Annotated in this window: 12 protein-coding genes; 5 read left to right on the top strand and 7 right to left on the bottom strand. The window is 45.8% G+C overall.

What is annotated here, in order from left to right; translation table 11 throughout:
• The first annotated feature begins 358 nt into the window (after positions 1–358).
• Positions 359–2,530, top strand: coding sequence for an ATP-binding protein (locus tag NC996_RS16205; RefSeq protein ID WP_339380329.1), 2,172 nt, complete (start codon positions 359–361; stop codon positions 2,528–2,530).
• Positions 2,531–2,658: 128 nt separating this feature from the next.
• Here NC996_RS16205 and NC996_RS16200 read toward each other — a convergent pair whose 3' ends face one another.
• On the bottom strand, positions 2,659–3,027 hold the full coding sequence (locus NC996_RS16200) for a translation initiation factor (protein ID WP_190675457.1): 369 nt from the start codon (positions 3,025–3,027) through the stop codon (positions 2,659–2,661).
• 375 nt (positions 3,028–3,402) lie between these two features.
• Between NC996_RS16200 and trpB the strand changes: the two genes are divergently transcribed.
• Positions 3,403–4,653: a tryptophan synthase subunit beta gene (gene trpB / locus NC996_RS16195; protein WP_190675455.1), complete on the top strand. Its 1,251-nt coding sequence runs from the start codon at positions 3,403–3,405 to the stop codon at positions 4,651–4,653.
• A gap of 209 nt (positions 4,654–4,862) precedes the next feature.
• Here trpB and dnaB read toward each other — a convergent pair whose 3' ends face one another.
• The 3 genes from dnaB to gloB all read right to left on the bottom strand — a co-directional run bounded on the left by dnaB (position 4,863) and on the right by gloB (position 7,758).
• Positions 4,863–6,239, bottom strand: coding sequence for a replicative DNA helicase (gene dnaB / locus NC996_RS16190; protein WP_190686120.1), 1,377 nt, complete (start codon positions 6,237–6,239; stop codon positions 4,863–4,865).
• 152 nt (positions 6,240–6,391) lie between these two features.
• Entirely contained in the window at positions 6,392–6,850 is a 459-nt protein-coding gene (rplI, locus tag NC996_RS16185; protein ID WP_190428532.1) for a 50S ribosomal protein L9, read from the bottom strand.
• Between the two features lie 134 nt (positions 6,851–6,984).
• Positions 6,985–7,758 (bottom strand): hydroxyacylglutathione hydrolase, encoded by a 774-nt coding sequence (gene gloB, locus NC996_RS16180; RefSeq protein ID WP_190686030.1) that lies wholly within the window; start codon positions 7,756–7,758, stop codon positions 6,985–6,987.
• Positions 7,759–7,929: 171 nt separating this feature from the next.
• On the opposite strand from gloB, the gene NC996_RS16175 reads away from it, so the two are divergent.
• The 3 genes from NC996_RS16175 (at position 7,930) to NC996_RS16165 (ending at position 11,654) form a co-directional block, all read left to right on the top strand.
• Positions 7,930–8,136 (top strand): hypothetical protein, encoded by a 207-nt coding sequence (locus tag NC996_RS16175; RefSeq protein WP_190411256.1) that lies wholly within the window; start codon positions 7,930–7,932, stop codon positions 8,134–8,136.
• A gap of 244 nt (positions 8,137–8,380) precedes the next feature.
• Positions 8,381–9,592, top strand: coding sequence for a glycosyltransferase (locus NC996_RS16170; protein ID WP_190686027.1), 1,212 nt, complete (start codon positions 8,381–8,383; stop codon positions 9,590–9,592).
• Between the two features lie 43 nt (positions 9,593–9,635).
• Positions 9,636–11,654: an ABC transporter ATP-binding protein gene (locus tag NC996_RS16165; protein WP_190686024.1), complete on the top strand. Its 2,019-nt coding sequence runs from the start codon at positions 9,636–9,638 to the stop codon at positions 11,652–11,654.
• Positions 11,655–11,806: 152 nt separating this feature from the next.
• Here NC996_RS16165 and NC996_RS16160 read toward each other — a convergent pair whose 3' ends face one another.
• From NC996_RS16160 to NC996_RS16150, 3 genes are all read right to left on the bottom strand, one after another.
• Positions 11,807–12,856 carry a hypothetical protein gene (locus NC996_RS16160; RefSeq protein ID WP_190686021.1) on the bottom strand — a complete coding sequence of 350 codons (1,050 nt, stop codon included), beginning with the start codon at positions 12,854–12,856 and terminating at the stop codon, positions 11,807–11,809.
• Between the two features lie 136 nt (positions 12,857–12,992).
• Entirely contained in the window at positions 12,993–14,063 is a 1,071-nt protein-coding gene (locus tag NC996_RS16155) for a hypothetical protein (protein ID WP_190686018.1), read from the bottom strand.
• A 64-nt stretch (positions 14,064–14,127) separates the two neighbouring features.
• Positions 14,128–15,249 (bottom strand): hypothetical protein, encoded by a 1,122-nt coding sequence (locus NC996_RS16150; RefSeq protein WP_242037556.1) that lies wholly within the window; start codon positions 15,247–15,249, stop codon positions 14,128–14,130.
• Positions 15,250–15,254: the final 5 nt, after the last annotated feature.

The raw sequence follows: 15,254 nt of genomic DNA, 5'->3' as shown, positions 1-15,254 counted from the left end.
CATTGATTTGGGGAATTCTTCTCTCTATTCCGATAGAACTGTCAATCTATCGGTGAGTAGATAAAACAACTTTACTGTTATCTTTGCTACTAAAGTGCTAAAAAACTTTAATGTTTAAAAATATTAAGTCAGTCGTCAGTAGAGAGGAATTTTGGGAACGGGAATCGCGGGCGATCGCCGAGAAGCAATGGTTTGTGTGAGACTATCGCGGAAATCCTCAGAACATCAAGCTGCACTGCATATTTATCAACAAGGTAGGAACTTTTTTGGGGAAAATCAGTCTAAGATGCGATGCTGCCCCAAAGAATATGAAGTTATTCTATTAAGAAAATAAAGGCGCAAATAAGCAGAGCTATTATTGCAACAAATCCGGCAAAATCTGAGCATTGCTGATATGGGTATTACTGCTGATACAGAAGCGTTGTCTAGGCGGCTAAAGGGTGCAATGGTAAATGATCTAGACCAGCAGATTGAAGATTCCCTACAGCGGCTTGAGCATCTGTGGCAATGTGCTGGAAAGTTACCGATGTCTCACCAGGAGCCGCTCGTGGATGCTCTGAAAAAACTATCGACCCAGCTGCAAGAAATGCAGGCCGTCATTGAGCAACTGCGCCAACAAATTCAGCAAGAATTCGCTAACAAAAATCACGCAGGACTCAAAGAACAGCAGCGTTCCCCAACCGAAGGTGAGTTTATTTTCCTTTCCACTCACCAAAAAGCTTTACAAGCAATCGAGCCTGCTTATAGCAACTCAGAGGTGGTTTCCCAGGGAAAGGGGATTGGCTTTTTGGTGACAAATCCAGAAGCCGTAATTTTATCAGCCAACCGGACTAGCGGTGAGTGGCTCGAAAGCGTTCAAGAAAGCTTAGTCGGTAAGGCGCTGGTGGAGTTCGTGGTCACGGATGCTCGCGACGACTTTCAGACTCAGCTCAGCGCCCTACAACAGGGATTTGTTGTCAATAACTGGGAAATCTGCCTGCAAACAAGGCAGGGTAGGACATTTAAGGCTATCGTCACTGTCGAGCCAGTGCAAGAGCCGCAACATCTGCAAGTCGTAGGTTTGCGCTGGCTGCTGCAACAAATGCTTCCGTGTCAAGCCGAGCGGGTAGTAGATTTTTCGGGGACAAATTGGGAGTGCGCCGAGAGAGATATAGAAAATCAGGTTGAGGGAAAAATTGCCCAAAATGATAGCGGGGTAAGGGATACGAGGTTGCAAAAAACGCTGCACGAGCAACCCCACGACCAGCTCAATCGCGATCGCACAATCCACTTGCAACAGATACTTGACTTTGAAGCAATGCTTAAACGCATTACTGACAAAGTTCGCGATAGCCTCGACGAAAACCATATTTTGCAAACGGCTGTCGAAGAATTAACGTTAGTGTTGGGGATTGAAGGCTGCGATACAGCTTTATACGATGCCAATCAAACCACGGCAACAATCGCTCACGAATACACCCAAGGATTGCCATCGGCACTAGGAAAAGTCGTCACAATTTCTGACCTTTTTCAAGACGATGCTCAATTACTGAAAGGTCAGTATTTCCAGTTTTGTTACCTAATCCCTGAGATTCGAGGATCGGTGGCTATCCTAGCTTGTCCGATTTTTGATAGCCAAGCAGTATTTGGGGATCTCTGGTTATTTAAGCGGCAGGAGGAAGCTTTCAACGAGCTAGAAATCCAGCTTGTGCAGCAAGTGGCGTCTCAATGCGCGATCGCAATTCGGCAAGCCAGACTCTACCAAGCAGCACAAACGCAAGTCGCAGAACTGGAAAAGCTGAATCGCCTCAAAGATGACTTTCTCAGTACCGTTCCCCATGAATTGCGATCGCCAGTTGCCAACATGAAAATGGCGATTCAGATGTTGGGGATTGCCTTGAATAAAGACCACGGACTGTTTGCAGAACTCTCGAAGCCGCCCGCAGAAAGAAACAAAGTGGCTCGCTACTTCCATATTTTGCATAATGAATGCGAGCGAGAAACCAACTTGATCAACGATCTACTAGAGTGGCAGCGAATCAATGCAGAGATTCAGCCTTTGGTACTGACAAGCATTCAGCTAGAAGATTGGCTTCCCACAATTGTAGAAACTTTTCAAAAGCCAGCCCAAGAACGCGATCGCCACTTAGAAATTCACCTTGAGTCCGAACTGCCTCCGTTAATTTGCGATCGCACCAGTTTAGGACGCATATTCAGCGAGTTACTCAACAATGCCTGCAAGTACACGCCATCAGCCGAACGGATTGCAGTAAAAGCACGTAGCGTCGCAGATAAGATGGAAGTGAGCGTAATAAATACTGGCGTGGAAATTCCAGCCAGCGAGCGCGAACGAGTATTTGAAAAGTTTTACCGGATTCCCAACTCCGATCCCTGGAAGCAAGGCGGGACTGGTTTGGGGCTGGCGCTGGTGCAAAAATTGGTTGCCAATTTAGGAGGCACGATCCATCTAGAAAGTGCTACCAATTACACTTGCTTTACAGTGTCGTTGCCGTTGAAGCCTTCGACTGTTCCTGAAGCGCAATCTTCCTGAGAAATGTGCCTTACCCAAGCTGACTAAACCGGCGATTATCGGTGTTTTTCTACTCCCATCTAGAGAGCAATTGATAATCCTAGAGCCGTACTTTGATTTCTAGCATTTCATCCTGTTTCCAACTAAAGTCAGCCGCCACTGATTTTCGCTTTGTAGCCCAAAGTTGCGAGAACTTGGACGAGTTTCTGAGTATGATCGCCCTGAATTTCAATCGCATTTTCCTTCACTGTGCCCCCCGTGCCGCACTGAGCTTTCAACTGTTTCGCTAGGGCTTCCAGTGTTTCTGGTTTTACCTGAAAGCCACTGATTACAGTAACAGTTTTGCCTTTTCTTCCTTTCCGAGATGCCTGAACCTTGAGGTTTTGCTGATTGGGGGGTAGTTCTGGTACGGGTCGTTCTAAGGCATCTGAATTATCGGTGTTTCCGAATTCCGAGTAGATAACGCGATTTTGAGCGGGTGTTTTAGAACTGGATGCTTTGCCCTTGGAAGAAGACATAACAGTGAGTCGGGTAAAAGTTATTCAAGAACAGATTTAGATCGAGGAGGAGCCGGAAATCTCTCTAAATTTGGGTGCGAGTTTTGCCCGTAACTTATTTAGATATAGCAGTTCTCAATGAAAGTGTGAGATACATCTGTAAGAGCGCACCTGTCTACCCTGTAGGGCAATTTTAGCGAATTTGTTAAATCTCGCCGCCAAAATCAAACCAGTCGCCGCCGTCTTCAAATGCCACTACAGTTCCTATCTCAACGGCTGCTCCTCCCAGTCCTACTCTATCTCCGAGACACCAGAACCTTCCAGCCCAGTAATTTTGTTTTGGATAAACTCATCGAAACTATAATGAAGTTTGTGTTGTAATTCCCACAATTTGCTGTGACACGTACTCCCATTTCTCCGGATTCCCAAGAAACTGCTAACGCTTCTGCACAACAACCCGACGCATTAGGGCGATTTGGACGATTTGGCGGCAAGTACGTGCCGGAAACGTTGATGCCAGCGCTGAGTGAGTTGGAAGCGGCTTTTCAGAAATACCGAGCTGAACCCGCTTTCCAGCAAGAACTTCAAGGATTGCTGCGGGATTATGTAGGTCGCCCCAGCCCCCTTTATTTTGCCGAACGTTTGACAGCTCACTATGCAAAGCCAGATGGTACGGGGCCGCAAATTTATCTGAAGCGGGAAGATTTGAACCATACGGGTGCCCACAAAATCAACAATGCTTTGGCTCAGGTATTGTTGGCAAAGCGAATGGGCAAGCAGCGGATTATTGCAGAAACGGGTGCCGGACAGCATGGCGTCGCTACAGCTACGGTTTGCGCTCGATTTGGTCTGGATTGCGTCATTTATATGGGCGTTCAGGATATGGAACGGCAATCCCTGAATGTGTTCCGGATGCGGCTGATGGGGGCAGAGGTGCGCCCTGTGGCGGCGGGAACCGGAACGCTTAAAGATGCTACGTCGGAAGCCATTCGGGATTGGGTAACGAATGTAGAAACGACTCACTACATCTTAGGTTCGGTTGCAGGCCCTCACCCTTATCCGATGTTGGTGCGCGACTTCCATGCAGTAATTGGTCAGGAAACTCGCGCTCAAGCGATGGAGAAATGGGGCGGTTTGCCGGATATTCTCCTAGCTTGCGTCGGTGGTGGCTCAAATGCGATGGGACTCTTCTACGAGTTTGTGAAAGACCCATCAGTCCGGCTGATTGGAATTGAGGCGGCTGGCGAGGGTGTTGATACCGAGAAACACGCTGCCACTCTTACCAAGGGACGGGTGGGGGTTTTACACGGGGCGATGAGCTATTTGCTGCAAGATGAGGATGGTCAAGTGGTGGAGGCGCATTCTATCAGCGCTGGTCTAGATTATCCCGGTGTTGGCCCGGAGCATAGTTATCTCAAGGATGAGGGTCGGGCTGAATACTACAGCGTGACTGACCAAGAGGCTTTGGTAGCGTTTCGGCAGTTGTCGCAGCTAGAGGGAATTATTCCAGCGTTGGAAACGTCTCACGCGATCGCTTACCTGGATATTCTCTGCCCTCAACTGACTGGCAATCCCCGCATTGTCATCAACTGCTCTGGACGCGGCGATAAGGATGTGCAGACAGTTGCTAAAGTCCTGTCTCTTTAAAGGCGATTAGCTCTCTTTTCAAGTCGGTCATGGCTCAAGAGTAGTGAGTAATTTTTACCCACTACTCTTAATTTGTTATGAAACAAAACAAGGTGAAGTAGATTAATTAAAACCACCCTGTTTCACCCCAAAAGCGGAGACGGCTTTGAGGTGAGGTGGCGAGTGTATACATCACACTCAACTAAGAACCCCTATCGTGAGTTCCATCCTCAACGATTGGAAGAAGCCAGATTACGAAAGCGTGTAAATTGCGGATCGAATAATAGTCTTACAGTCCCTACCGGGCCATTGCGATGTTTTGCAATAATAATCTCTGCAATGCCTCGATCAGGCGTGTCATTGTTATAGTATTCATCCCGATAAAGCATGATGATTAAGTCAGCATCTTGCTCAATACTTCCACTTTCACGTAAATCTGACATCATCGGGCGCTTATTGTTACGGGCTTCGACGCCGCGACTGAGCTGGGATAAGGCAATAATCGGGACGTTGAGTTCGCGGGCTAAACCTTTGAGACTTCGCGTCATTTTCGATAATTCTTGTACCCGATTGTCACCGCCTCCTTCCATTAATTGCAAGTAATCTAAAAGAATTAATCCCAACTGTCCATGCTGTTCTGCCTGGAGACGACGGGCTTGCGATCGCATCTGCATCACCGTCATATTGGGCGTGTCGTCAATGTAGATTGGCATCTCCGAGAGGGTGCCGAGGGCGTGCGAAAGCGGTTCCCACTCATTTTGACTAATTCGCCCAGCCCGCAGGCGGTTACTTTCAATTCCTGCCTCGCTAGCCAGCATTCGCTGCACCAGCTGTTCTTTGGACATTTCCAGGCTAAAAACAGCGACCGGCAATTTATGAAATTCAGCGATATTTCGGGCAATATTCAAACAGATAGCCGTTTTGCCCATAGACGGCCTTCCCGCCACGATAATCAAGTCAGAACGCTGAAAACCACCAGTCATCGCGTCCAGGTCATAGAAGCCACAGGGAAGACCGGGGAGGGCGAGATCCTGATGGCGGATTTCAATATCCTGAAACGTATTGATTAGGGTGTCGGAAATTGGTACCAGACCTTGCTGAGGGCGATCCTGGGTGAGACTAAAAACTTTCTGTTCTGCTTGGTCGAGAATCGTTGCCAGCTCGGTCGCTGTCTCATAACCCAACTGAGAAATCTCGCCACCTGCCTGAATTAACTTCCGGCGCAGGTACTTATCCATCACCAGTGCCGCATACTGGTCGATGTTGACAGCAGACACGGTGCGATCTACCAGTTGGGCTAACTTACTCTGTCCGCCCACTTTGTCAAGTTCGCTCCTGTCATACAGCCAAGTCGTGACACTCATCAAATCTGTGGGTTTTCCTTGACTGCTTAAGGCAAGGGCGGCGCGATAGATTGCCTTGTGAGCGTTAATTGAAAATGCGTCTGGCTGAAGGATATCGGCAACTCGACCGATGGCTTCCGGATCTAGTAAAATACCTCCCAAAATACTTTCTTCGGCTTCAATGTTTTGGGGGGGTAAGCGATTCGCCAAGGACGACATCGCTTCGTTACCGTTTTTGCCTTGGAAATTCAGTTCGTTAGCCATAACAAGGCCGTTCTCAGAAAGATTCAGACCATGACTATGATAACGGGGGTTAAGCGATCGCACTCCTGCTTCACTCAACCCCCTTCCTTGGCAGGAAAATATCGGTCAAACCGTTGTAGCGGCGACTCAATTTTTCAGGCAAGGCACTCCAATTAGCTGGGCACCACCTGAATTTGCACAACTGCACTAACTTCAGGGTGTAGCTTGATCTCTGCCTTGTAGGTGCCCGTCTCACCAATATCGGGAAGACTGATCGTCCGGCGATCGATTTCCTTCCCAGTGGCTTGGAGAATGGCTGTCACCACTTCTGCACTCGTGACGGTACCGAAAATGGCATTTTCTTCACCCACCTGCTTGGCGATGGTGTAGCTGCCCACAGCTTCTATGGCAGTCTTCAGCTCAAGGCTCTGCTGTTTTTCTTCCAACAGGCGCACCCGCTCTTTTTCTTTGCGCCGTTCGACTTGCTTGAGCAAGCCAGCAGTGGCAGGGATTCCCAGTTTTTGGGGAATTAGATAATTGCGAGCATAGCCGGGAGCGACTTCAACCAAGTCACCGCTTTTTCCTAGCTTGCTGACATCTTGATTCAAAACTAATTGCACGCGCTTCGCCATAGTTTTTTTTCTGCTACAGACAAAAGAAAATTAATCGTGGGGTAGAACACTCCATACTACGAAAATATGTTGAGCGATCGCAATATAAAATCTGAATTCAGCGAATGCCTATCTGTTTGCCGGGGTACAGAATCCTAAAACCGATCTTTCATCCCCCGCAGCCGAGCAAAAGCCTGCACTGGATCTTGGCTGTTCACTGCTGATTGCAGCGTCGGAGTGTCCCAGCGTAAAAATGGATTTGTGCGCTTTTCTACTCCTAGCTTCGATGGCACCGTTGCCTCCAAACGACTGCGGGCGTCTTTGACCTCAGCATAGCGGGATTGTAAATCTGGATTTTCCCCATCGACGGTGAGAGCAAATTGCAGGTTCTTCAGGGTGTATTCATGAGCGCACCAAACGCGGGTAGTATCCGGTAAAGCCCTAAGCTTGCTCAAGCTTGACACCATCTGGGTGGGTGAACCTTCAAACAGTCTGCCACAGCCACCGGCAAACAAGGTGTCACCACAAAATAAATCGCCCGTTTCCTCAGCAGTTGCTGGCGGGAAGTAGTAAGCAATGTGGGCGCGGGTATGTCCGGGAACAAAGAAAACTTCGCCACTTCTACCGGCAAACTCGACGCGATCGCCCTCTTGCAAAAACACCTGTTGCCCTGGAATTCTACCTTTATCCTCAGCCCCGCCGTACACGCAGACATCCGGAAAGCGTTGCATCAGCTGCCGATTTCCGCCCACATGATCGCTATGATGGTGAGTATTGAAAATTGCTACCAACTGCACGTCAATTTCTTGCAAGCGTTGCAGTACCGGCTGAGCTTCAGCGGGGTCTACAACCGCTGCTATCTTCTGAGTCGGGTCATGCAGCAAAAAGATGTAGTTGTCAGAAAGTACCGGAATTCGGTCAACCTGCATTTACCACTGCCTCTGTAAGGGAGTGTCCCAAAGGGACAGGACTTTATCATTTCTTAACATTATTCTTACAGAAACTTTAGACAAATGCCAACGAACGGCAAACAGATAATCTTAAATAGACAGTAGACGCCACCAAATAATCGGCGAAAATTGAGGAGTCACTAACCACCTATGGCATGGACACGAGAACGCCAGTCAAACCTACAGATTCAACAAATGGTAGACCGTATCCTGTCAGCCGGTCAGTTGACCCGAAGCGAGTATCTGCATCTGACAACGGCTATTCTTTCTGATTACCTGGTGACAGACGAAGAACGTCGCCAGCTTAATCGCATCTTTGACAATATCCAAACGGGTCATCTAAAGTTTGTTGACTAGACCTTCTTCAATTCTTTTTTAGCAGATGGGAATGCCGAACAGACACCGAACCCTACTAGCTGATTTACTTACCATTGTTTTTTCCTACATACATTTATTCCAGTCTCTTGATATTTTAACTTCACCCATTATACTGATAAAGAATGAAGTCAGTCTCTAGAAAGGATTAAATTGGTTATTTCAGCTAGACTGTACTATTACTCGCTTATTCTATGTTCAACTATCTAAATTTAACTAGAAATTTGTGGATTTACAGCAAAACAAAGAATTAAAAATTTCATTGATTGTAAGCGATCTATCCGCTAGTGGTGCAGGAAGATGGGGAGGGGCTGTTCGTACGTTTTTGCTATATGAAGCCTTAAAGAAACTTAACCATGAAGTAAAAATATTTGGTTTTGTTTTTGGTGAAGAATCACTAGAAGTCGCTCAATCGAACATACCAATTATTGCTATTCCTTGCGCTTATCATTCAGGTTTTATAAAAGCCGCTCAAAAACTCATAAAACAAATTGATGGAGATATTATATACGCCGTAAAACTGAAACCTACAAGTTTCGGATTATCTATCATTAAGAAAATAACAGCTCGTTGTCCTGTTATTTTAGATATAGATGACTGGGAACTCAGTTGGCATGGAGGCGAGCAATGGAAATATCGTCCCAGTTTAAAGCAATTTTATAGAGATACTTTGAAGCCTGATGGGGCATTAAGATATCCAGATCACCCTCTTTATTTGAAGTGGATGGAAAGCTTGGTATCTTATGCCGATACGATTACATTACACACTCAATTCTTGAAAGATCGCTTTGGAGGTGTATATTTACCGAATGGTAAAGATACTACTCTTTTCGATCCTAGCCAATTCGATTCTGAAGCAAGTAGAATCCGTTATGGTCTCACAGGCTACCGTATTTTAATGTTTCCAGGAGCGCCACGACCGTACAAAGGTCTTGAAGATGTCTTAGCAGCACTAGACCGGCTGAATCAGCCAGACCTTAGACTCGTAATTGTTGGGGGAAGTCCCTACGATGCCTACGATAATCAATTAATGCAACAGTGGGAGCGTTGGATTATCAAACTACCAAAATATCCAGTTTCAGAAATGCCTGCTGTGGTAGCCGCTGCCCATATTGTGGTTGTTCCCCAACGAGATACCCCTGCCGCACAGGCTCAGTTCCCGCTCAAATTAACAGATGGAATGGCAATGGCAAAGCCAATTCTGTCTACTTACGTTGGCGATATTCCAGAAATTCTAGGCGGCACAGGTTATCTGGTTGCTCCTGAATCTCCAGAAGAAATTGCTGAAAAAATCCAATGGATATTCGAGCATTTAGATGAAGCAAATCAGCAGGGTATAAAAGCAAGAGAAAGATGTATATCCCACTATAGTACCGAGACAATGGCATCTATACTATCTGATGTGATTAAAGATTTGCAACTAGCTGGAAAAGTTTAGACTATCAATCAAGTGAAGCTCGCTTCGTAGCAGAAAAGACAGTATGTTTTCAAATTCTAATAAGTTACTTCTAAAATTTGCGTTACGGTATCCCGTCTTAGTCATAGCAACAGTCATTCTTGGCTTTTCCGGTGCTCTATTTAATGGCGTGAGTACAACCTTAATTGTGCCGGTAGTGCTGGATTTTTTAGGACAAAGTCAGCTGGATTTAACTGGAGGACCCCCGATCATTCGGAGAATGCTATCTGTGTTTGACGGATTTTCTGGGAAAAACCGTCTCATCGCAATGACTGGGGCAGTATTGCTAGCCATTATTCTTAAAAATGTGACTAGCTATATTAGCTCTCTAGTCGGTAGCTACCTATCTAAGTCATTGGTCAATGATATTCGTAGAGAAGGAATTAAGCTCTTATTAGATGTCGATATTGAATATTTTGCAAAGACGAAAGTTGGAGATATCATCAATCGATTAGGACAAGAAGTTAGTCGTACTGCTGGTTCTATTCGTGTTTTAATACGGCTGTTTATCACAGTAGCCACAATTTTAGTATTTGTCTGGATATTATTATTGATTTCTTGGCAACTGACCTTAGCATCTACAGTTTTGTTGATTTTAGTAACGCTGCCAAATCAATTTTATATCAACCGCTCCAAGAAATTTGGGAAGGCAGTATCAAGAGCATCAAAAGCTTATTCTAGTGCCCAACTTGAAGTTTTGACTGGGATTCGGCTAATCAAAAGTGTTAGTAATGAAGAGCGGGAATTCGAGCGACTAAACAAACTGATTAAGAACCGAGAACAAGCAGAATTACAATCGCAAGCGAACTCGGCAGCGATTGGACCTATCAACGAAGTATCGGGAATTATTGTTGTATTAGCAATTGTATTGTTAGGTCGTGCTTTATTTTTACAGCAGTTAGAGTCGCTTTCAGCAGTACTACTGACTTATCTAGTTGTCCTGTTTCGGTTACTGCCTTTTGTGGGTCAGTTAAACAGTGCGAGGGGTGAATTTGCCAACTCTGCCCCTAGCGTTGAAGTAGTGACAGATTTCTTGCGCCGGGATAACAAGCCATTGATGGTGAGTGGGGGCGTTCCTTACACCGGATTTAAAGAGGAAATTCGTTTTGAGGGCGTGTCTTTTGCTTATGCGGGGAATGACGATTTAGTCCTAAACAAGATAGATTTATGGATTCCTAAAGGGAAAACTCTTGCTTTAGTCGGAGCATCGGGGGCAGGCAAGTCAACGCTGGTCGATCTACTACCCAGATTCTACGATCCGACAGAGGGCCGCATCACGATCGATGGAAGAGATATGAAGGAATTTGACATGCACTCGCTGAGAAAAGCGATGGGCATCGTCAGTCAAGATACGTTTTTATTTAATGATTCCGTTCGCAACAACATCGCTTATGCCTGGGAGAAAGTGACTGACGAAGAGGTGATGGAAGCGGCTAAACGAGCAAACGCCTACGAGTTCATTGTGAACTTACCCCAAGGATTTGATACAACCATTGGGGATCGGGGAGTTCTCCTATCGGGGGGACAACGACAACGGATTGCGATTGCTCGCGCACTGCTACGCAACCCAGAGATCCTAATTTTAGATGAAGCCACCAGTGCCCTGGATACGGTTTCAGAGCGTTTGGTGCAACAGGCGATTGAGGAACTTTGTCGCGATCGCACAACAGTGGTCATTGCTCACCGCCTTTCCACCGTCCAGAAAGCAGATCAAATTGCCGTAATGGAAAAAGGTTGTGTTGTAGAACTCGGTACTCATGCGGAACTTTTAAGGGAAAACGGCTATTACACTCGTCTGTACTCAATGCAATTCTCTGAAACAACTCAAAATGTCATTAAAGCCGCCGTTAATGAAGCTTTAGTCAAAACCTCTTACGAAGTTCGGTCTCGTCTGAACCCCATGATTGGTTTTCTGAAGCTAGTGGTTGATGATTTGGTAGACAGTGCAGAAGAGTCGCGCGAATTAACCGAAGAAGCCTATGAGTCAGCCATTCGCCTGCTCAGAACTTTAGAGTTTCTAGAAGAAAGTTCTAAAATTAAGTAAAACTAAGCTTTTGATTAATATTTACTACTTCTCATAAGCCAGAATTCTGGACATCTCTGAATCGAGAGAATAGATGCATATATCTTCATCAATTTTCTCTCCTACGGCTCTTAAAAATTACTTAAAAGCCTACAGAATTAGTCAAAGTTTCCTCAGTTCCAGTTATTATTTTTGGGAGAATAAGATACAAGGGTTCCTAGACGCCGTTTCACACCGCCCATTTTGATGATAAAAAAACGCCGTTGCAGAAATATTTGTCTAGATAAGTTTGATGCCGTGCGCCAGCGTTGATGAGCTGGAGTCGCTACATTAGTTAGAAAGTCCCGCCATTGAACTACCAGCTTTTCAGGTTGTGTTGTTTCAGCGCGAACTCGACCATTTTTGATGATGGCATGACGCAATTCTTTGTCATCTCGCAGGCGCTTAAGCGCCAAAACTAAGTCAGTTAATGAGTCGGCCTCTAAATAATCTAATTCACTTTGTCGTAGAAATTGGTAGGCAGATTCTCGACCCAGAATAATCGGTACACCTGCATGCCAAGCATTTACCAATTTTGAGGCAGGTTTCCAAATGTACGACCCTTGATAGTTAAAGCTACGTACAGCGATAACCACATCAATATCGCTGTAATCATTCCAACGTTCGGGAGGGATTACCTGCCAACGTAAGCCTAAAGCATTCAGTTGTTGCTCCCAAGATGGAGCTTTTAACTCAGGTGCTAAATTGTACCGAATGCCGAAGTATCCAACGTTTTCAAAGCAATCGCCTCGTGCTTGGTTACGAGGAATTAATTCTGGCTGAGGCCAGTAAGGGATGTAGTGACTACTCCACAAAGATACTGGTTGACTCAGTTTTTCATCTTCGGGATTTTGTACTAGATGAAGCTGGGCGTAGGGATGATTGGGTCTATCTGCCTGAATGCAAACAAATAAGACACTTGGGTTTGGTTTCAAATTAAAAGGCAAAAAATCTCGATGGGCTACGACAATTCCCTCAGCCGGTATAGTATCTATCAATTCACACTCAAAACCATCAGCTTTAAGGTAAAGATAAGTCTGTAATGTCCAGTTATATTTGCCACTCCGATAGGCTCCTCCTGTGTTGTTCTGCCACTGCCAATAGGAATCGGCACTTTTTGGCATAACTGAGGGCCAATTATCTTTAGGAATATAAAAATAAATAGGTGGTAAGCGATCGCTCATAGTTCATCATGGTTATATGTTTTTGCCCAAACAACAGCGGCAGAGGCATTTATGATAAATATCCTGCCGCTACGTTATTCTTCAACTTCCTAAGCCTTCTTCCAAATGCAACAGTCTAGGCGTTCGCTCTGTTGTCTCACCACTTAGATGAAGAAGTTCTAGATTGAGACACAAGGGATTTCAAAGGACCTGTGATTTGCCCCTTTACACGGCGGACTTGGCTGCGAATACCTTTTGTTTGGATAGCCAGAGTCCGGCGCATTAAAAATGCTTGCCTTGTCAAATAGGAACCCTTACACCAATTCTCGTATTCTGGAACTGCGATATCTGTCAAGAAGCTACGCCACCGTTCCACCAATTTTTCTGCCTTTGTTTCCTCCGCGCGGACTCGACCATTTTCAATCATGGCAAGACGCAATTCTTTGTCATCGCGCAAGCGTTTGAGAGCAGCGATCGCATCCTCAAGAGAAGCTACTTCCAAATAGTCTAGTTTGCTCTTGCGCTCAGATCGGAATGCCGAATCAGTACCCATAATTGCGGGTACACCAGCGTGCCATGCGTTATATAACTTGGTTGCTGGTTTCCAACTGTAATCGCCATGACGGTTAAAATTGCGAACGGCTAGAATCGCGTCGATTTCACTGTAATCGCTCCAGCGATCGCGACTATTGACGATTTCCCACTGCAAACCTAAATCCTTGAGTTGTTCCTGCCACTCCGGCTCCCTCAATTCCCGTGCTAAATTCTCTTCACGACCCACATAGGCAACATTCTCAAAGCGATCGCCTCGTGAAGGATTGCGGGGAATTAACCCCGGCTGAGGCCAGTACGGCATAAAGTAGCTTTCCCAAAGCTTCACCGAACGCACTAGCATTTCCTCTTGCGGATTTTGCACAATATGAATCTGTGCATAGGAATGTTGCGCTCGGTCTGCCTGAATGCAAACAATCAGCACCTTTGGTCCTGGTTGTAGGTTTTGTGGAAGAAAGTCCCAATGCGCCACAACAATTCCCTCTGTCGGCATGATTCCTATGAGCTCGCAGGGAAAATTATCAGCTTTGAGGCGCAGATAAGTTTGCAATGTCCAGTTGTACATTCCGCGCTTGGCATCCAGCCATTGCCAGTAAGTATCAATAGTTTCCGGTATGTCACCGGGCCAATCGCTTTGGGGAATGTAAAAATAAATTGGTGGTAGCTTGTCAGTCATAAGAGTATATAGAAACCATCCGTGATTCAAGGAATTGGCAAAAACTGTTAATTTCAGGCAAATACTAAGTAGTTCTGATTTTGTGTAAGAGGTTGCTTAGGCGAATGCGAACTCCCTTTGTTTGCATGGCTAAGTCACGGCGCGTTAAAAATACTTTCCTGGTCGAATTTGAAGCCGTACACCAGCGTTCGTAAGCTGGAATTGCTATGTCTGTTAAAAAGGTGCGCCACTGTGTCACAAGTTGATCGGGTTGTAGTTCTTCCGCACGGAGCTTACCATTTTCAATCATCGCTCGACGCAATTCCTTGTCATCGCGAAGGCGTTTCAGTGCCAGCATTACTTCATCAAGCGAAGTTGCCTCTAGATAATCGAGTTCGCTTTTGCGTTCGTTTCGGTAAGCAGACTCGCGTCCCAGAATCGCTGGTACACCAGCAATCCAGGCGTTGTAGAGCTTGGACGCCGGTTTCCAGTAGTAGTCATTTTTGCGATTAAAGCTGCGTATCGCTACAATTGCATCAATTTGACTGTAGTCGTTCCAAAGAACTGGACTTCTCACCACCTGGAAACGCAATCCCAAAGCATTCATCTGTTCTTGCCACGACTGCTGCCTCAGCTCAGATACCAAATTTTCTTTACGACCCAGATAAGCTATATTCTCAAAACGATCTCCTCGTGCCGGAACTCGTGGAATCAAGTCTGGATGAGGCCAATGAGGGATGAAATATTTTTCTCCAGGAACCAAATATTTATCCCCAATGTGTACGTGTGGGTAGAGCATTTCCTGGCGATTTTGTACAACATGAAGCTGCGCGTAGGGATGTTTTGCTTTATCTCCACAAACAACAACCAATAGGAGTTTTGATCCTGGTTGCAGCTCAGGTGTTACATTACTGGTCCACGCCACAACAATGCCTTCAGTAGGCATTTTCCCTGCTACTTCGCAGGGAAAACTATTAGCTTTCAGGCGAAGATAGGTTTGAAAGATCCAGTTGTATGCGCCAGTAGATTTGCCACTTTTATAAACTTCTTGGTAAGTACCAGGATTCACCGATATATTTATATCCGGCCAGTCTGATTCGGGAAGATAAAAATAAATCGGCGGTAACTTTTCAGCCATGAGGGGTTGGAGATGAGCATAGGTTACTAGCGGAGCGTTGAGAAATAAAACAATACCGGAAGTCTTCAAACCCT

It is taken from the genome of Trichocoleus sp. ST-U2, from assembly GCF_039961875.1.
Classification (GTDB): domain Bacteria; phylum Cyanobacteriota; class Cyanobacteriia; order Cyanobacteriales; family FACHB-T130; genus FACHB-T130.
This window is presented reverse-complemented; position numbering and strand designations above follow the sequence as displayed.